This window comes from Acinetobacter sp. HY1485 (assembly GCF_027568475.1).
GTDB lineage: Bacteria > Pseudomonadota > Gammaproteobacteria > Pseudomonadales > Moraxellaceae > Acinetobacter.
The window spans coordinates 341,308-360,790 of the sequence record NZ_JANKZG010000001.1 but is presented as its reverse complement, the minus strand read 5'-3'; the positions used below and the strand labels follow the sequence as shown (position 1 = coordinate 360,790).

Sequence of the window (19,483 nt, the reverse complement as noted above, 5' to 3'; positions counted from 1 at the left end):
AACCGAGGTGCATTTAATTTCCCCTTACTTAACGCATTGTTTTTATTGTCCTAATATCTAGCATCATTTACAAAACCACTAAGTGGTTTTTGCCCTATTCCCACACTTTTGGTGTGCCTTTAGCAATCGTCTATTTATCAATGAACGACTAATAACCATATTTTGATTTGACCCAAACTGATATATCTGACCATCCACTTTGAGCCACAACTCAAGGTTCTGTAAATGTTCTAGTCAAAAACTAAACTCATCAAAATCCTTCTCTTTATCCCAACTACCGCCACCCCAAACTAATATTCATGCTCCGATAAGTCATTTACCACACAGTAGCTCGCTAAGGCTTGCTCAAAAGCTACGTTTTCACAGGTTGTGTAACCTAAGTTCAACCTTCCTATTTATTCTAGTCAAACCATAAGTCAGAAATTGGATATCTACTTAATACCTTTAAATACTGTGATACGTTAGTTCAACATTTCCATATTAGTTGTCTAATATTACGTGATAACCGAGTAATGTAAGTTTTTAGACTCTAGTAACCCTTAAACTAATAACAATAATATGTGGCATCGTTTTTTCTTTAACGAATACCCCATTTTTCTATGTAACTAAGATTTTTTAATTTCTCCGATAAACCTATACAGTTACTCTCTTTTAATAATAAATATTTAGCAAATAGCATGCCAAAAAAAACGAGAGCCTAAGCTCTCGTTCAAAACAAACTCCTATTACAGCTCGCGTACAGCACCTTTAGCAGCACTTGTTGCGTGTTTTGCATACGCACGTAATGCCTTAGATACTTTACGTTTACGCACTTCTTTAGGATGCCAACCTTTAGCATCTTGTGCTTCACGGCGTTCTGCCAATACTGCATCTGTTACTTTTAAATGAATAGTACGGTTTGGAATATCAATTTCAATAATATCGCCATCTTCGACCAAACCTACTGCACCACCTTCGGCAGCTTCAGGTGAAATATGCCCAATAGATAAGCCAGATGACCCACCTGAGAAGCGTCCATCTGTAATAAGTGCACAATCTTTGCCCAAACCTTTAGATTTTAAATAGCTTGTTGGATAAAGCATTTCTTGCATACCCGGACCACCACGCGGTCCTTCGTAACGGATTACAACCACATCGCCTGCTTTAATGTCGTGTCCTAAAATTGCATCAACAGCCGCATCTTGGCTTTCAAATACGCGTGCTTGCCCTGTAAATTTTAGGATTGAATCATCCACACCTGCGGTTTTTACAATACAACCATCTAATGCAATGTTACCGTACAACACAGCTAAGCCACCATCTTGTGAAAAGGCATGTTCTGCACTACGAATAACGCCTGCTTTACGGTCACCATCTAAGGTTGCATACTGACGGCTTTGTGAAAATGCTACTTGTGTTGGAATACCACCCGGTGAAGATTTATAAAAATCATAAACCATTTGATCTTCTGTACGGATGATATCCCATTTATTAATGGCATCTAACAACGTTTTTTCATGAACTGTATTTACTGATGTTTGTAACAAACCTGCACGCTCAAGCTCACCTAAAATGGCCATAATACCACCTGCACGGTGTACATCTTCCATATGCACATCTTGTTTTGCAGGGGCAACTTTAGAAAGTACAGGCACATGACGTGATAATTGATCAATATCTGCCATGGTAAAATCGACTTCTGCTTCATGTGCAGCTGCTAATAAGTGCAATACAGTATTAGTAGAGCCACCCATTGCTACATCAAGCGTCATTGCGTTTTTAAACGCATCTTTAGTTGCAATTGAACGTGGTAAAATGCTTTCGTCATTTTGCTCATAATAACGTTTTGCAAGTTCAACAATTAATTGTCCTGCACGTAAAAATAGTTTTTCACGGTTTGCATGCGTTGCAACTAAAGAACCATTGCCTGGTAAAGACAAGCCAAGTGCCTCTGTTAAGCAATTCATTGAGTTTGCGGTAAACATACCCGAACACGAGCCACAAGTTGGACATGCAGAACGCTCAAACGCTTGTACTTCTTCATCTGTATAACTTTCGTCTGCTGCAACCACCATTGCATCTACAAGATCAATCGCTTTTTCATTTCCGCGGAATTTAACTTTACCCGCTTCCATTGGCCCACCCGATACAAATACAACAGGAATATTTAAACGCATTGCTGCCATTAACATTCCCGGCGTAATTTTGTCGCAGTTAGAGATACACACCATTGCATCTGCACAGTGAGCATTGACCATATATTCAACAGAATCGGCAATTAAATCACGTGAAGGTAATGAATACAGCATGCCATCATGTCCCATTGCAATACCATCATCTACGGCAATGGTATTGAATTCTTTAGCAACACCGCCTGATGCTTCAATTTCACGTGCAACCAATTGCCCTAAATCTTTTAAATGCACATGACCCGGTACAAACTGTGTGAAAGAGTTAACCACCGCAATAATCGGCTTCCCAAAGTCATCATCTTTCATTCCTGTTGCACGCCATAAGCCACGTGCCCCAGCCATATTTCTTCCGTGTGTTGATGTTTTCGAACGATAGTCAGGCATTTTTATTTCCAATAAATCAATTTGTTTGATGGGAGTTTGGGCTCTTATACTCTAAGTGATAATTTTAATTATGACTACTCTTTTTAAACGAAAAACCCGACACAGGGTCGGGTTTCAGTTTAGTAAGCCAACATCAGTAAGCCTCTAAAAATCCCTGCAATGATTGCAAGTGCGAAGAAACCACCGAGCCAAAGTAAAATAAACCATTTCATTTGTGACTTGTTCATTAGTGATAACCTTCATCTCCAATACGCACTTTGTGACGAAATACCCAATAACTTAAAATGGTGTACATTAAAATAATAGGGATTAAAATCAGCGCACCAATTAAAGCAAAAAGCTGACTATCTTTAGGTGCCGCAGCTTGCCAAATGCTCACAGATGGCGGAATAATATTTGGCCAAAGCGAAATAATAAAACCTGTATAAGCCAAGAACATGAGACATAAGGTATAGGCAAACGGTTTGTATTCGTCTTTAGAAGAACAAGAGCGCCATGCCAATAATCCAAATACTGCTACCAAAATAGGTACAGGGCTAAAATAATAAAGCTGTGGCGTGGTAAACCATTTTGTTGCAATATCTGCGTGTTGTAGTGGCGTGTAAATACTTACTGCCAAGAACATGACTAATAAGGTAATAATAAGTTTTGGCATAATACAATACATTTTTTCTTGTAACTCATGGTCAGTTTTAATAATCAACCAACCACAGCCAAGTGCTGCATACATCACCACCACACCAAAGCCGGTAAAAACAGAAAATGGTGTTAACCAATCTAATCCACCACCTACATATAAGCCATTTTGTGTTTTAATGCCTTGAATATAAGCGCCTAAAATAATCCCTTGACAGAAACTTGCTAAAGTAGAGCCACCAATAAAAGCTAAATCCCACAATTTCTTAGTCCGATTTGCTTTAAAGCGAAACTCAAAAGCAACACCTCTAAAGATAAGCGCTAACAACATAATCATAATTGGCATATAAAACGCGGCGAGTACCGTACCATATGCAACAGGAAAAGCCGCAAGTAACCCTGCACCACCTAATACCATCCATGTTTCGTTACCATCCCAAATAGGTGCAACCGTGTTCATCATGACATCGCGTTCATCTTGATGCGGGATGAATGGAAATAAAATACCTATTCCTAAATCAAAGCCATCTAATATCACATAGATCAAAACACCAAGGGCGATAATACCTGCCCAAATTAAAGATAAATCAATCATGGTTTACCTCCTTCATCTATGTCTTCTTCAACGGCACTAAGCGGTCGCATTGGTGTACCATGTTCAGGTTGTTGGCTAAGCGCTTCAGGACCTTTATGAATAAGCTTTAAAATATAGTAAACACCTGTACCAAATACCACGGCGTAAACTAAGACAAACAATATAAGCGTTAAACCCACTTGGTCTGCAGACACAGGGGATAAAGCATCTTTTGTTCTTACTACACCGTACACCACCCAAGGTTGACGCCCAACTTCTGTGGTAAACCAACCTGCTAAAAGTGCAACATAGCCCATTGGACCCATCACTAAAGCAAATTTATGAAACCAAGTTTTTTCAAAAATGGCTTTATTTTTTCGTAAGAAGACACCTAATACAGCAAGTAGTAGCATTAACATGCCCAACCCCACCATAATTCGGAAGCTCCAAAATAAAACAAGCGAATTAGGACGATCTTCTGGTTTATATTCTTTTAAACCAGGCACGACACCGTTGAGTTCATGCGTTAAAATTAAACTCCCTAAATACGGCACGCCCACTGCATAATTGGTTTTTTCTTGTTCCATATTTGGAATACCAAATAAATACAACGGCATCGCTTCGTTATGATTGGTTTCCCAATGCCCTTCAATCGCAGCAAGTTTGGCAGGTTGATGATGAAGCGTATTAATGCCGTGTTGATCGCCTACTAAAACTTGTGCAGGCGCTGCAAATAGCAACATCCACATTGCCATTGAAAATGAGGTTTTAACCATCGCATCACGGCGTCCGCGCAATAATTGCCATGCAGAACTGCCCGCAATCACTAAGCTTGAAACAAGGAGTGCTGCAATTGCCATATGTGCAAATCGGTAAGGAAATGATGGATTAAATACAATTGCAAGCCAATCTTTAGGCACAATTACGCCATTTTCTATACCATAGCCTTGTGGGGTTTGCATCCAGCTATTGGATGACAAAATCCAAAACATGGAAATACACGTCCCTACTGCAACCATAAAAGTGGCAAAAAAGTGAGCTCGCTCACCTACACGTCCCCACCCAAACAACATAATGCCTAAAAAACCTGCTTCTAAGAAAAAAGCAGATAGCACCTCATAAGCAAGTAAAGGACCTGTAACACCACCTGCAATCCGAGAAAACTCACTCCAGTTTGTCCCAAATTCATAACTCATTACAATGCCAGAAACGACACCCATTCCAAATGCAACAGCAAAAATTTTGACCCAATATTTAAATAAGTCTTTATACACAGCGTTACGTGTGCGTAGCCAACGCCATTCTAATACTGCAAGAAAACACGCAAGTCCGATGGAGGTTGCAGGGAAGATAATGTGAAATGAAACTGTGAAAGCAAACTGGATTCGTGCAAGTTCTAAAGCAGTTAAACCTAAATCCATATTTAACTCCAGAATCTAAAAAGATAACAAAAATTAAACGATAAACGCTTAAAATTTAGAGAATATATTCATTCTGCGCGCAAATAGGTGATATAACAAACGACATTAAATATCTCCTATTAAAAGAAAATCTTTATCGCTATGACCTCTCCTGCATACTTAAATGCATTACGTGCTTTTGAAGCAAGTGCACGCCACCAAAGTTTTTCTGAGGCAGCAAAAGAACTGAACGTGACTCCTGCTGCTGTTGGACAGTTGGTTCGTCACTTAGAACAAGTTTTGGATATTCCTTTGTTTATACGCGAAAAGTCGGGAAAACAACGTCTGATTACCACCAAAATGGCAGATATGGTTTTGCCCGATATACGAGCGGGGTTTGAACAAATTAATCTAGGCTTAGAAAAACTAAAACAAGCCGATACAGGGCATACGCTAACGGTTACGGTTAGTCCTGCCTTTGCAGAGAAATGGCTATTGCCTAAACTCGATCATTTTCAACAAATGTATCCCGATATTGATGTCTATTTGGATACAGATCGCGAATTAACAGACTTTTTAAGTAAAAAAATTGATATTGGTATCCGTTATGGATATGGCGTATGGGATGGACTCACTGCAATTCACTTTTTAGATGAAGAAATTTTTCCTATTTGCTCACCTAAATTCTTAGAACACAATTCAATACACGAACCCCAAGATTTATTAGATAAAACGCTAATTCACGATCTATCCGTCAGTAATCAAGAAGATTTTCTTAACTGGAAAAAATGGCTGAACAAAGTTGATGTAAGTAATATTAATATTATGCGCGGTATGCGCATTAATAATTCAGCAACTGTCATACAAGCAGCAATTGATGGCTTTGGTATTGCTTTAGCACGTAGTGTGATGGTCAATGATGACTTAAAATCAGGGCGTTTAGTACGCTTGTTCCCACAAATTCATTTTAAATCAAGTATGTCGTATTATATTGTATATCGTGAAGAAAATAAGGACTCAACACAAAAATTGGCTTTTAAAGATTGGCTTATTTTTGAGGCAAATATGTGATAAAAATCACATATTGTTGAATTAATCCGATTATAAACTCAATAAACATATATATGTTTAGTTATTAATAATGATAAAGATCTAAAAAAGAATCATTTTAATCCATTTTTTATACATATATTTTTTGTATATTATTTAAACCAAAATTTAACCCACTTTAATTAAGGATATATTGATGGACGAAACGCTCAATCTCAACGTGATTCGCGATCAATCAGACGAAATTGTGATGGTTCTTAAATCATTAGCAAATAAAGATCGTCTGATTATTCTGAGCCACTTGCTTGTTGAAGAGCTTAACGTCTCGGAAATTGAGAAAAAAACACAAATTTTACAACCGACATTATCACAACAGCTGATGATCCTTCGTAAGAATGGTGTTGTTTCAACACGTCGCGCTGGAAAACAAATTTTTTACTCAATCAAAGATCAACGTTTCGTTAATATTTTAAATAATGTTTCTCAGTTTCTTTAATTTTTAAAGATAACTAATCTCCCAAAAAGGTTTTATATTGCAAAATATAAAACCTTTTATTACTTTTATTTGACAAAAAGAATAAAAAACAAACAAAAACATTGATTTTTCATTGAAATATTATGCTTTTCTAAGTAAAAAGAAGCTCTCCTGTAATTTAACATTCATTTACACAGATAAAACCTTTTGAGACAGGTCTCACTTTCCCCTAAGCAGTGAGTTACTCATAAGGTTTAAAAGGCTCTTTTATGCTGTCAGCTCTTAAACGCTTAAGCTTGGTGACTCGAATTGTCATTGCAATTATTTTGGGTGTCTTAGTTGCCCTATTATTTCCTAATATCGCGCCTTACTTTAGCTTATTAGGTGAGGTTTTTATTAAAGCATTAAAATCGGTTGCCCCTATTTTAGTGTTTGCGCTTGTAATTTCCTCCATTGCAAACTTTCATACATCCCAAAGTGCTAAAAACTTTAAACCCATTATGGTGATGTACACCGTAGGGATGCTTTTATCTGCGTTTAGTGCTGTAATAGCCGACAAATTTTTTCCTGCTACACTCCATTTACAACTTGCCCCAGAACACGCGGCTCAAGCGCCTGCAAGTATTGGTATCATTTTAAAAAACTTAGTACTTAGCTTTGTATCAAACCCTGTGGTTGCACTTGGTGAAGCTAACTTTATTGGCGTACTTGCATGGGCAGCTGTATTAGGCGTTGCTTTTCGCCATAGCTCAGACACCACAAAAACCTTTTTAAATGATACAGCTGCAGCAATTAACCGTATTATTCAAATGGTCATTGCGTGTGCGCCTATTGGTATTTTTGGTTTGGTTACTGTTACTTTTGCAGAAGCAGGTGTAGATACTCTTAAAAGTTACACTCATTTATTAGGCTTATTGCTTGGTACGATGGTCTTTGTTGCTTTAGTTGTGAATGCAGTTATTGTAGGTATTGCTTTAAAAGGGAATCCTTACCCACTTATTTTTAAATGTTTAAAAGAAAGTGGAATTACAGCATTCTTTACGCGTAGTTCTGCTGCAAATATTCCTGTTAACTTAGAACTGGCACGTAAATGTGGTGTGGATGAATCAACCACTAATGTTGTGGTGCCACTAGGTTCAACCATCAATATGTGCGGTGCTGCCGTGACTATTACGACACTTACACTTGCAACAGTAAATACCCTTGGTATGCATGTTGATTTATCAACAATGCTGATTTTATGTGTTGTTGCAAGTGTTTCTGCTTGTGGTGCATCAGGTATTGCAGGTGGTTCATTACTACTTGTTCCTGTTGCGTGTGGTTTGTTTGGTATTCCTTCAGAAGTTGCAATGCAAGTGGTTGCCATTGGCATGGTGATTAGTGTTTTACAAGACTCAACAGAAACAGCACTTAACTCATCAACCGACGTTTTATTTGTGATTGCTGCGGATATGGGCTCTAAACGCTAGCATCCGCCGACGTATCTTATATAATCGTATCCAAGTTAAATATTTGGATACGATTATGGTTAAAAATGCACTCCAAGCCCAGTTGCTTAAAGCAGGACTTGTTGATAACAAAAAAGCAAAGAAAATCTCAAAGCAAAATCAACATGCTCAACGTTTAGGACAAAATGATGAAGCAGAGCTCAAAAATAAAATTGCTCAGGATCAACAACAAAAACTAGCCAAAGACCAAAGCTTAAATGCCGAAAAACAGCGTGTTTTAGAAGAAAAAACACTAAAAGCCAATATCAAACAAATGATTGGTCAACACAAAATTAAAGACTCACAAGGCGATATTAGTTACCAATTTATTGATGGCAAAATCAAAAAAGTTTATGTGAATCAGCAAGTTTATAATGCATTAGTTTCAGGTAGTTTAGTCATTGCAAAAGAAAACGAATCTTACGCATTTTTACCAAAAGAACTAGCTGAACGTATAGATCAAAAAATGGAAGGCTTTTTACTTTGGAATAAATCAGAAGAAAATGATCAGGCTACTGATGAAGAAGATCCATATGCAGCCTATGTTATTCCTGATGATTTAATGTGGTAAAAAAAGCAAGACTCTCGTCTTGCTTTTTAGTTTATGGTAAAAATTTAATGTCTGTCGGTTGCCCAATTTGTAGCGCAACCCGTGTTGGTGTAAGTGCACCTGTGGTTTTGTTACGCTTAAATTCGCTTACTGTATGAGTAAATACATTAGATACAATTAAATACTCACCTGATGCATCAATTGCAAAAGCACGTGGTTCTACGCCACCGCTTGAGTAACGCCCAACTAATGTTAATTTTCCATCATTCACAGCGTAAGTAACAATTTCATTCACTTTCTTACGATTACCGACGTAAAGGAACTTCTGGTCAGGTGAAAAAACTAAACCTGCTGCACTTTTATGGTCTTCATGATCACGCGCTGCTAAGTTTTCACTCTGGATGACTTTATATTTTCCTACTTCTTTTTTCAGAACCGTCACTTGTGCATTCATTTCTGTCGTCACATAGGCAAATTGCCCATCATGCGAAAAAAGTAAATGACGAGGGCCGCTACCTTGAGCAAATTTCATATCTAAAGCAGGATTAGCTTTTAACGGCGCTTTTTGGTTAGGCACATAGTCATAGGCACGGATCACATCTGCCCCTAGGTCAGCAACGTATGCCACCTTTCCATCAGGTGTAAATGTTGCTGAGTGCGCATGTCCAGATTTTTGACGATCTGCAACACCACCACTGCCCTCAATAAATGGAATATTTTGTACAGCTTCGCCTATTGCACCATCTTTTAAGATTGGAAAAACAGCAACACCTGCATGATTAGGTTCTACTGAGTAATTCGCTGCCAGTAAGTAACGCCCATCTTTAGAAATAGTGGCATGTGTTGGATGATCACCTAAACTTTTTACACTGTTGATTGTAGTTAAAGTTCCATCTTGATTCACTTTAAGTGCTGTTACATTTCCTTTTTCAGTTTCATTGGTAACGTAAGCAAATTTACGGTCTTTTGAAAGCACAATCCAAGATGGATGTGGAATTTTTAATTCGCTAATTGGTAACAAACTACCATCTCTATTTAATTTAACTGTATAAACACCTTCACTTGGAAATACGTTGTTTTCACCTTCTGTATTTGTCCAAGTACCGACTAAAAATTTTTGTTCAGGTACCACATTATTCTCCTTGGCAAAGCCCACTGTACTTAGACAAAGTGGTAAGCAAAGCCCCATTATTTTTGTTAATTGCGATAGTTTCATTTATGTATTCCTGACAGTTTAAAACTTTGAGTCTATTATAGTTTTTATCGTTATGTTAGATGTTTTATGCAAAATATTTTCAAGTCGTAGGTTTTTTGTATAAGATAATCAGTAACTTTTATTTGAGCTAATTTATGAATCATCCATCAGACTTAAAATATGCGTCTACACACGAATGGGCAAAACAAGAAAATGACTATATTGTTACAGGTATTTCTGACCATGCACAAGACGCGTTAGGTGACTTAGTCTATATCGAAATGCCTGAAGTAGGACGTCACCTTACACAAGGTGAGCAAGCAGGTGTCGTAGAATCTGTTAAAACTGCATCAGATATTCATGCTCCTATCTCAGGTACAGTAATTGAAGTGAATACAGCTTTAGAGGATGATCCTGATTTTATTAATGAAGATCCTTATCAACATTGGATTTATAAAATCAAACCTGATCATCCTGCTGACTTAGACGCATTATTGTCTAGTGAAGCTTATGAAGCAGATCTATAAGGAGGGGCTTACCCTCCTTTTTTTACGCCATTTCTTTTTGCTTTAATGTAGCCGCAATTAGTTCTAATAAATGCTGTGTTTTTTCCCAACCTAAACAACCATCTGTAATAGATTTCCCATACACCATATCGTCAGAAATTTTTTGTGCCCCATCTTCAATGTGGCTTTCTAACATTACCCCACGCACATGGGTTAAATGACGTTCCTCAATAATTTGTTTCAAAATTTCAGGCTGTTTAAGTGGATCTTTCCCACTGTTACCATGGCTACAATCAATTACTAAAGTAGGCATGTGTCCTTTGACTTTTTGTTGAATATTACGAATTGAATGTACATCGTAATTTGAACCACTATTTGCCCCACGTAAAATTAAATGGGGCTTAGGGTTACCTAAACTGGTTTTTTGTACAGGTAATCCCTGTTGTCCAAGTGCAAAAAAGTCGTGCCCTGCTTGTGCAGATTGAATGGCATCTAATGCAATTTGTACCGAACCATCTGTCCCATTTTTAAAGCCAATTGGAAATGCCACACTACTCGAAATTTCACGATGAATTTGTGATTCTGATGTTCTTGCACCAATTGCACCCCATACCAATAAATCATCTAAATATGCAGTTGCCATGGGATTTAAAATCTCACCTGCTAGTGGTAGTCCCAATTCAATCAGTTGTAAATACAATGCTCGAGACTGCTGTAATCCCGCTTCAAGGTTGCATTGTTCATTAATATTTGGGTCGTATAAAAAACCTTTCCATCCTACTGTCGTACGTGGTTTTTCAATATAAGCGCGCATTACAATAAAAATTTCTTTTTGTACTTTTTGCTGTAATTTTTGTAGACGTTGTGCATAGTCTAAAGCAGATTTTGGATCGTGCAGTGAGCATGGACCTGCAATAACAAGTAACCTATGATCTTGTCCATTTAAAATATTTTGTACAGTGTTTCTATGTTGCTGAACTTGTTGTTGTAATTTCGCTGTTAAAGGATACTGTTGTTTCAGCTGTTGCGGTGTTAGTAATTGTTTCTCTTGATTTAACATGGTGCGTCCTATCTTTGTAAAGGTATTCTGGTTTTATCGGTTTGAGCAGATGCAAAGTAATATGGTGTGCTAAATGCGCTAAAATAAGTGGTGTTAAACATAGCTATGTTCCTAAATTAAATTCATAAAAAAAACCTGACTGTTGCCAATCAGGTTTTAAAATTTTGATGGGCAACCTATCTTTTCTTTGCCCATACGCATATAGGCAATTATCTAAACTGCCAAAAATATGCGTAAGTTGTAATAGGTTGCTGTAAATTCATGAGAATTCTGTTTTAAAAGTAAACGTATATATAATATATACTGCTTTTTTTAATGAAATACAAGAAAAAAAGCACCCGAAGGTGCTTTTTTTATTTGATTTTTGCTGTCGATTTTAAATAATCAATATAATCTGACATTTCTTGTTCATTACGGGTTTGTTGATATAGTTGCGTAATTTGTTGCGCTTGAGCAGGTGTAACTAATGCATGGCTTACATTTGCTACAGCAACAACCACGACTTCATCACTTAAGTCTGATGTACCTACAGACCACATACCTGCTTTTGGCGGGTTAAGCGTAAATGCAACATTTGCGACGTCTCTTTTGAGATTTTGACGCGTAAATGTACCTGCTTTTTCAAACTTAATGGCACTATGTGTCAATGCTTGTGCCGCAGGTAGCGTTTCAAAGTCTTTCAACGTTTGTGCTACTTTTGCTTTTGCAAGTGCAGCAGCTTTAGTATTAATCAGCTTTTGTTTAATTGCAGGCGTTGCCTGTTCTAATGTCTCAACACCTTGTGGGTTATAAGCACGTACTTTTACCCAAATTGTTTCACCATTAGCAAGCTGAATACTACTAGATGCATTCTTATCGCCATTTTTAACCTCATCATTAAACAATTTTGCTTTAACGTTTACATTGCTTAAGTATGGGTCTTTTGTCCAAATGGTGGTGGCAGGTGCATGTTTAATTTGTGCAGTTTTCACTTGTTGTGTCACTGCTTCTAATGTATCACCACTAATCACAGTTTCATTTAAGTTGTTAATACTATCTGTATAAAAATTTGTGGCTTTTTGCTTTTGCACATTTGTGGTCAACTGTGCTTTCATTGTTTCAAATGACGCAATTTTTGGCTCATTCGTTTTAACTTCAATAATATGATAACCAAAGTTTGTTTTAATAGGTGCTGATAACGTATCGTCTTTTAAATTACTAACTGCTGTATCAAACTCTTGTGAACCTAGTGTACCCGCTTGATAACCCTCTAATAAGCCACCTTTTGTTTTTGAAGTTGGATCCTCAGAATACGTTTTTGCAGCTTCTGTAAATGACATACCTGCTTTTAATTTCGCTTCAACATCATTTGCAAGTTTTAAAGCTTCTGCTTCACTACGTTTTTCTTGTGTAATTAAAATATGACGAACTTGTTTAGTCGCATTTTTTAGCTGTGCATCTTTATATGCTGTATAAGCATGTTGTAAATCTTCTGCTGTTACTTCTACAGGTTTAGTATTCACCATATCAGGTGTTACAACGACATAATCAACATCAACTGAGGCACTGCGTTTGAAGTTTTCTTTATATTTATTGTAGTAAGCTGCAATATCAGCTGCTGTTACATTAATATTCTTTTTATATTCATCTAATTTAATACTTGCTAGATACAACTCACGCTGTTCTGTTTCTAAATTTGTGAGTTTTTCAATATCGTTCTTACTTACCACTGCATAGTTTGCAATTGTATTAGATAGCATTTTTAACGCATGGTCTTGACGAATATTTGCAATCAATGTTTCTTTTGTAAGTCCTTTGGCACGCAAATAGTTACCAAACACTTCATTACTAAACTGACCATTTACCTGAAAATCGGGAATTTGTGAAAGCATTTTAACGAATTGATCGTCACTTAAGCTGATACCTAGTTTTTGTGTTTGTTGGAGTAAAAGGGCACGCGCAATTAATGTATTTTCAGCAGAATTACGAATCGCCGTCATATTCAGTAAAGACTCATCGCCCTGAACATATTGTAAGTATTGTTGTTGATAGGCTTTAACAAGATCATCTAATTCTTTGTTTGAAATATCCTGACCATTTACGGTTTTAGCAACATCCGTTTTTTTTGATCCACCAAAATATCCTTCAATACCTACCAATACAAGAGGCGCTAGGAATAAGACTAAAAGTGCTTTACCTAACGGTCCTTTTATCAGTTTACGAAACGATTCCATAAGTATTCCAATATTTTATTTGCGTGCGATTTTAACTGAAATATGTAAATGAATGAATGCCATTTACGGTTTTTCTTTTTAATAGCTCAATAAAAAACGCGCCCCAAGGCGCGCTTCTTTTTAAAACGCTAATTATGCTACAGCGTCTTTTAAGCCTTTACCTGCTTTAAAACCAGGTACTTTGCTTGCTTTAATTTGTAATTCTTCACCAGTCTTTGGGTTACGACCAGTACGCGCTGCACGCTCTTTTACGCTAAATGTACCAAAACCAACTAAAGTTACAGTGTCATTTGCTTTAAGTGCGTCTGTAATAGAAGCAATAGTCGCATCTAATGCTTTACCAGCATCAGCCTTAGACAATCCCCCTTTTGCTGCAATCGCATCAATTAATTCTGATTTATTCATGAAGATGATGTCCTCTTAATTTGGTTTATTTAAGATCTAAAGAACCGTAGTGCCTTTATAGCAATGCTTTGGGGCAAAACGCAATACTCGATAATTCCTTTTATGGCTTTTTCATTTCAAAAACTCAAAAAAAATCACAGAATGAGCAATTATTGAGTATTTTTTTGATTTTGGTTAAGTTTTAAACTCATTTACATGTTTAAATGAAAAAAATTCAATTACATATTCTTATTCGTGCTATGTCCAATTTAGATCTTAATTTAATCGCGCTTTTTGTCCTCTTAGCATGTGGTGTACTCAGTCATAATAGCTCCGTAACCATCGCAAGTGCTGTGTTAATTATTGTACGTATTTCACCACTTGATCAATACTTTCCTTTTTTGCAAAGTCATGCCCTTAATTTAGGAATTACCATTTTAACCATTGGTGTTTTAACCCCAATTGCCAGTGGTAAAATTTCGGGAGAAACGATTATTAAATCGTTTGCTAGTTATAAGTCTGTTCTTGCTATTTTAGTAGGTCTATTAGTGGCGTGGTTAGGCGGACGTGGCGTAAAACTGATGAGTAGCCAACCTGATGTGGTTGCAGGTCTACTCATCGGTACGGTTGCAGGGGTTGCTTTTTTCCGTGGTGTGCCCGTAGGTCCACTTATTGCAGCAGGGATACTTTCACTGTTTATTTATAAACCGTAAAACAGATTAAGTATTGTAATATTGCGTACGGTTTTTTGAAAAACGCTCAAGTTGCTTTAAAAAACCTTCAAAATAATTTTTGTCTTTTTCTTCAGTTCGATAACCTGCATATAAGGTACGGCGTAGTCCATTTGCAGACACACACTGCAAACGACGACTGGTTACCCATCCTTTTTGTTCATATTCATTCACAACCCAATCAGGTAATGCACCTATTCCGCGTCCACTTGCAACTAACTGGATCAACATTTGCGTTAAATCTGTAGTACGAATTTTTTTAGGCTGAATATTTGCAGGAATAAATAAGTGCGCCATAATATCAAGGCGGTGTTTATCTACTGGATAAGTAATTAATGTTTGTTCTGCAAGATCTTGAACCGTTACATGTTCTGCACGTACTAAAGGATGTGTATTAGATAGTACTAAGCGTGATTCATATTCAAAAATAGGAAAATATTCAATCCCTTTTAGTGCAATTGGATCTGCAGTAATTAACAAATCAAATTCGCCATTTTGCAATAACTCATGCGGATTGGTTTGAAATGCCGAAGCGAAATCTAAATCTACATCAGGATATTGCTGACGATATTGATTAAGCAGTGGCATAAGCCAATCAAAACAACTATGGCATTCCGAAGAAAAAATAATTCGCCCTGTTTGCCCATGCACAATACGCGTAATATCGCTTTGTGTAAGCTGAATTTGAGGCAAAATATCATCTGCAAGTTTAAGTAAACGCTGACCTACATTAGAAAACTGCACAGGACGACTACGGCGATTTACAATTTCAACTCCATACCAATGATCTAATTCTTTAAGTTGATGGGAAATTGCCGAAGGCGTTAAACATAAATCGTTTGCAGCCGCCACTAACGAGCCATGCTCTCTTAATGCAAGCAACGTTCTTAAATGACGTATTTCCAACATTCTTCCACATCTTGTAAATTGAATTAAATTCAGTATATCACATAAATTATTAGCTTCTCTCAACACCTTAAATTTGCAATTTTATAACTCTTTACGTATATTTCAATAATTATTGAAATATTCAAATTAGTTATGTTAGAAACACAAGCTTTAAAGGCATTTACAGCTTTGTCTCAAGAAACACGCTTAAAAATTGTGCGCATTTTAGTGGTTGCAGGCGCAAAAGGCTTATCAGCAGGTGACATTAGTAAATCATTAAACACCAATGCACACTCGCGCATTTCTTTTCATCTTAACCATTTAGAAAATGCAGGATTAATTGTAAGTCGCCGTGAAGGACGACAGATTATTTATTGTGCCATATTTCCTGCACTTTCTGATTTAGTCGCTTTTTTAATGCATGATTGTTGTCAGGGACACTGTAAGTATTGTGATGATGCCATTAAACTTTTTGCTCAATGCACCGGTAATCCTACATAAACACCTACTTTAGAACAAAATTATGCAAGAGATTTTAGAGCGCTATCAAGTCATTATTTATTTTTTAGCCATTTTATTAGGTCTATTTATTCAACCTAACTTAACCACTTTTATGAATGTAGCTTTAGGATTTATGCTCTTTGTTACGTTTTTACAAATTCCGATTATACAGCTTCATCATGCGTTTAAAAATTTGCGGTTTATTAGCGCATTGTTTGTGACTAACTTTATTGCTGTTCCTATTTTTGTCGGTATTCTAAGTTTCTTTTTACCTACTGATCCACTCATACAGTTTGCTATTGTATTTGTATTACTCGCGCCGTGTGTAGACTACGTGATTAGCTTTACAGGTATAGGCAATGGTAATTCAAGGTTATTACTCGCCTTTACACCTGTATTACTCATTGTACAAATGTTTATTGTTCCATTTTATATGCATCTTTTCTTAGAACAAAACGGTTCAACAGTTATCAGTTTTTTACCGTTTTTACATACTCTCGTTTTTTTTATCTTTATTCCTCTAATATTGGTTTTAATAACACAACTGATTAGTCCACGTATTCCAAAACTTACAGCATGTTTAAATACAATGCCTGTACCTGCTACGGCGTTAGTTATTTTTATTGTTATAGGTAGTGTTATGCCACAAATTGAGCTTGCAAAAACGGCAGCGCTCACTGCTCTACCATTTTATCTTCTTTATGCTATTTTTGCCCCATGTTTGGGTTATGTTATGGCAAAAACTTTTAAATTAGATGCATATTCACATCGCGCTATTTTGTTTTCATCATCATATCGTAATTCTTTTATTATTTTACCTATAGCACTTGCTGTACCAAATGCCATGCCAATTGTGCCTGCAGTTATTTTAACGCAGACACTTGTAGAACTATGTTTTTTACCTATTTATGTAAAACTATTTTCAAAAATTTAAGTATAGTCTTTCAAATATTGTGCCGTGACAGAGTCACTTCTTAAAAATGGTGCAAGTGTTCCTTCATAAATTAGTTCACCACCTTGCTTACCTGCTAAAGGTCCAATATCAATAATCCAATCGGCTTGTGCCATAATATCAAGATTATGTTCAATCACCACGAGCGTATTCCCGCGCTCAATAATTTTATCCATTAAACTCAGTAATTTTACTGTATCTGATGGATGGAGCCCTGTACTTGGCTCATCAAGCACAATTACATTATTGGTATTTTCAAGTTCACGGCTCAATTTTAAACGTTGGCGTTCCCCGCCAGAAAAACTGCTTAAACGTTGGCCTAAGGTTAAATAATCCAAACCCAGCTCTTTTAAAAGTTTGAATTGCTCATTTATTTTTAGTTCATCAAAAAATGAAGTTGCTTCTGCCACCGTCATATTCATTAACTGTGCAATATTTTTATTTTGATACTTATACTCCAAAACCTCTTGTTTATAACCCGAACCACCACATACTTCACACGTCATGGACACATCTTCTAAAAATGCCATCTCTATTTTTTCTATTCCTGTGCCTTTACAGTTACTACATGCACCATCACTGTTATAACTAAATAATTTAGCACTCACTTTATTGGCTTTAGCATAGTATTGTCTAACTAAGTCAAACAAATCTAAATACGTGAGTAAAGTAGAGCGAATACTCGCATGAATAGGAGATTGATCGATGATTTTCGCATCAGAATATTGCTGTGGCAAGACTTTGGTCATAAGCGTACTTTTGCCCGAACCTGCAACACCTGTTACCACTGTTAAACAACGCTTTGGAATACGAACACTCACATTCTTTAAATTAAATAAATTTGCGTCTTTAACTTCAATAAACTCATTTGCTGTACGAGGTGTTTTTTTATAATGTTTTGACTTTAAAAAAAACTGCCCTGTCAGTCCTTTTGAATGCTTTAAATGCTCAAAATCGCCCTCGTACATGATCTGCCCACCTTGCTTACCCGAAGCAGGACCAATATCAATCACATGATCTGCAATTTCAATTAAATCAGGGTCATGTTCTACCAATAAAATACTGTTACCTTTATCACGTAGTTTACGAATAATTTGAATGATCTTTTGTAAATCGTGCGGATGTAATCCAACGCTTGGCTCATCAAAAATATAAAGCAGATCGACCAAACTATTGCCTAAATGCTTCACCATTTTAATACGCTGTGACTCACCACCAGATAATGTAGGCGTAATACGATTGAGTGTTAAATAGCTGAGTCCCACTAAATCTAAATAATGCAGTTTATTTTTGATCTCCTGTAAAATAGTGTTGTATTTTGGATGGTCAAGTTGCTCAATAAATGTTTGAAGCTCAGTAACAGACATTGCCGTACACTGTGCAATATTGTGCCCCTCAATGGTACAAGATAACGATTTTTCATTAAGACGTTGTCCATGACACAGCGTACATTGTTTGGTTTCAATTAAACTTTCCAAACGTTTTTTATAGCGTGTACGCTCTTGTGCTTCACCTGTTAAAAAATTTCGTTCAAAACGGGTGAGCAATCCTTCATAAAGTGCTGTTTTTTTCCAGTTTTTTGTAGGGTGCTTAGGTTTATGTTGGGGTGCATGTAAAAAAAGTTCCCATTCTTCTACGGTGTAATCTTTTAATTTTTTATCTAAATCAAAATAACCTGAGTCTGCATAACGCAACCAACGCCAAGCATGGGGCTGATACGTTGGAAAATTAATTGCACCTTCTTCATTTAAAGATTTATTTTTATCTAAAATTTTCTCAACATTAATCGTCTGTTCTACACCCAATCCTTCACAGCGTGGGCACATACCCTGCGGATGGTTAAACGAAAATACTTGTGAATACCCCACAAACGGCGTACCCATACGCGAAAACAGCAACCGTAAACTCGCGTAAATATCCGTAATCGTACCTACAGTAGAACGAATATTTCCACCAATCGGTTTTTGATTAATGATAATAGGCACATTTAAATTTTCGATTTTATCAACATCTGCAATTCCTGCTTGTTGCATCCGATTACGGGCAAAACTATCTTGTGTTTCATTCATTTGGCGTTGTGCTTCTGCACCAATAGTTTGAAAAACAAGTGATGATTTTCCTGATCCTGAAACACCTGTAAATGCCACAATTTGATGCTTGGGAATTTTTAAAGAAATATCTTTCAGATTATTTTGACGTGCACCTACAATATTTATTGTTTTATTCATTTTTTTCACCACAATTTTATTTATTTGTATATTAAAAGGCTTTTGATTTGAAATTCATCTGTAAGTTACGCTTTATTACAAACAATACTTAAATTTTC

17 protein-coding genes are annotated in these 19,483 nt (G+C 36.6%); 8 read left to right on the top strand and 9 right to left on the bottom strand.

Annotation, left to right across the window (positions count from 1 at the left end; translation table 11 throughout):
- Positions 1-725 precede the first annotated feature (725 nt).
- The 3 genes from ilvD to PCI70_RS01690 all read right to left on the bottom strand — a co-directional run bounded on the left by ilvD (position 726) and on the right by PCI70_RS01690 (position 5,186).
- The gene (ilvD, locus tag PCI70_RS01700; RefSeq protein ID WP_269913617.1) at positions 726-2,555 is read right to left on the bottom strand and encodes a dihydroxy-acid dehydratase; all 1,830 of its coding nucleotides are present in this window, start codon (positions 2,553-2,555) and stop codon (positions 726-728) included.
- A 226-nt stretch (positions 2,556-2,781) separates the two neighbouring features.
- Entirely contained in the window at positions 2,782-3,786 is a 1,005-nt protein-coding gene (cydB, locus tag PCI70_RS01695; protein WP_269913616.1) for a cytochrome d ubiquinol oxidase subunit II, read from the bottom strand.
- Positions 3,783-5,186 carry a cytochrome ubiquinol oxidase subunit I gene (locus tag PCI70_RS01690; protein WP_269913615.1) on the bottom strand — a complete coding sequence of 468 codons (1,404 nt, stop codon included), beginning with the start codon at positions 5,184-5,186 and terminating at the stop codon, positions 3,783-3,785. Before PCI70_RS01690 ends, cydB begins: the two co-directional genes overlap by 4 nt.
- A gap of 141 nt (positions 5,187-5,327) precedes the next feature.
- On the opposite strand from PCI70_RS01690, the gene gcvA reads away from it, so the two are divergent.
- From gcvA to PCI70_RS01670, 4 genes are all read left to right on the top strand, one after another.
- Entirely contained in the window at positions 5,328-6,236 is a 909-nt protein-coding gene (gene gcvA, locus PCI70_RS01685; RefSeq protein WP_269913614.1) for a transcriptional regulator GcvA, read from the top strand.
- A gap of 175 nt (positions 6,237-6,411) precedes the next feature.
- On the top strand, positions 6,412-6,711 hold the full coding sequence (locus PCI70_RS01680) for an ArsR/SmtB family transcription factor (protein ID WP_269913613.1): 300 nt from the start codon (positions 6,412-6,414) through the stop codon (positions 6,709-6,711).
- A gap of 248 nt (positions 6,712-6,959) precedes the next feature.
- Positions 6,960-8,159, top strand: coding sequence for a serine/threonine transporter SstT (sstT, locus tag PCI70_RS01675; RefSeq protein ID WP_269913612.1), 1,200 nt, complete (start codon positions 6,960-6,962; stop codon positions 8,157-8,159).
- 55 nt (positions 8,160-8,214) lie between these two features.
- The gene (locus tag PCI70_RS01670) at positions 8,215-8,748 is read left to right on the top strand and encodes a DUF2058 domain-containing protein (RefSeq protein ID WP_269913611.1); all 534 of its coding nucleotides are present in this window, start codon (positions 8,215-8,217) and stop codon (positions 8,746-8,748) included.
- Positions 8,749-8,779: 31 nt separating this feature from the next.
- Here the strand turns inward: PCI70_RS01670 and PCI70_RS01665 are convergent, their stop codons facing one another.
- Positions 8,780-9,943 carry a lactonase family protein gene (locus PCI70_RS01665; protein ID WP_269913610.1) on the bottom strand — a complete coding sequence of 388 codons (1,164 nt, stop codon included), beginning with the start codon at positions 9,941-9,943 and terminating at the stop codon, positions 8,780-8,782.
- Positions 9,944-10,077: 134 nt separating this feature from the next.
- On the opposite strand from PCI70_RS01665, the gene gcvH reads away from it, so the two are divergent.
- The gene (gcvH, locus tag PCI70_RS01660) at positions 10,078-10,449 is read left to right on the top strand and encodes a glycine cleavage system protein GcvH (RefSeq protein ID WP_269913609.1); all 372 of its coding nucleotides are present in this window, start codon (positions 10,078-10,080) and stop codon (positions 10,447-10,449) included.
- 22 nt (positions 10,450-10,471) lie between these two features.
- On the opposite strand, the gene PCI70_RS01655 is transcribed toward gcvH, so the two are convergent.
- The 3 genes from PCI70_RS01655 to PCI70_RS01645 form a co-directional block, all read right to left on the bottom strand.
- The gene (locus PCI70_RS01655; RefSeq protein WP_269913656.1) at positions 10,472-11,500 is read right to left on the bottom strand and encodes a 3-deoxy-7-phosphoheptulonate synthase; all 1,029 of its coding nucleotides are present in this window, start codon (positions 11,498-11,500) and stop codon (positions 10,472-10,474) included.
- A gap of 341 nt (positions 11,501-11,841) precedes the next feature.
- Positions 11,842-13,701, bottom strand: a complete 1,860-nt coding sequence (locus PCI70_RS01650) for a SurA N-terminal domain-containing protein (RefSeq protein WP_269913608.1) — start codon at positions 13,699-13,701, stop codon at positions 11,842-11,844.
- Positions 13,702-13,833: 132 nt separating this feature from the next.
- On the bottom strand, positions 13,834-14,106 hold the full coding sequence (locus PCI70_RS01645) for an HU family DNA-binding protein (protein ID WP_269913607.1): 273 nt from the start codon (positions 14,104-14,106) through the stop codon (positions 13,834-13,836).
- Between the two features lie 239 nt (positions 14,107-14,345).
- Between PCI70_RS01645 and PCI70_RS01640 the strand changes: the two genes are divergently transcribed.
- Positions 14,346-14,798, top strand: a complete 453-nt coding sequence (locus PCI70_RS01640) for a DUF441 domain-containing protein (RefSeq protein WP_269913655.1) — start codon at positions 14,346-14,348, stop codon at positions 14,796-14,798.
- A gap of 6 nt (positions 14,799-14,804) precedes the next feature.
- On the opposite strand, the gene PCI70_RS01635 is transcribed toward PCI70_RS01640, so the two are convergent.
- Entirely contained in the window at positions 14,805-15,725 is a 921-nt protein-coding gene (locus tag PCI70_RS01635) for a LysR family transcriptional regulator (protein WP_269913606.1), read from the bottom strand.
- Between the two features lie 132 nt (positions 15,726-15,857).
- On the opposite strand from PCI70_RS01635, the gene PCI70_RS01630 reads away from it, so the two are divergent.
- Both PCI70_RS01630 and PCI70_RS01625 read left to right on the top strand, forming a co-directional pair.
- Positions 15,858-16,205, top strand: coding sequence for an ArsR/SmtB family transcription factor (locus PCI70_RS01630; RefSeq protein ID WP_269913605.1), 348 nt, complete (start codon positions 15,858-15,860; stop codon positions 16,203-16,205).
- A gap of 22 nt (positions 16,206-16,227) precedes the next feature.
- Positions 16,228-17,139 carry an arsenic resistance protein gene (locus tag PCI70_RS01625; RefSeq protein ID WP_269913604.1) on the top strand — a complete coding sequence of 304 codons (912 nt, stop codon included), beginning with the start codon at positions 16,228-16,230 and terminating at the stop codon, positions 17,137-17,139.
- Here PCI70_RS01625 and PCI70_RS01620 read toward each other — a convergent pair.
- Positions 17,136-19,385, bottom strand: coding sequence for an excinuclease ABC subunit UvrA (locus PCI70_RS01620; RefSeq protein WP_269913603.1), 2,250 nt, complete (start codon positions 19,383-19,385; stop codon positions 17,136-17,138). The two genes, PCI70_RS01625 and PCI70_RS01620, sit on opposite strands and share 4 nt — an antisense overlap.
- Positions 19,386-19,483 lie beyond the last annotated feature (98 nt).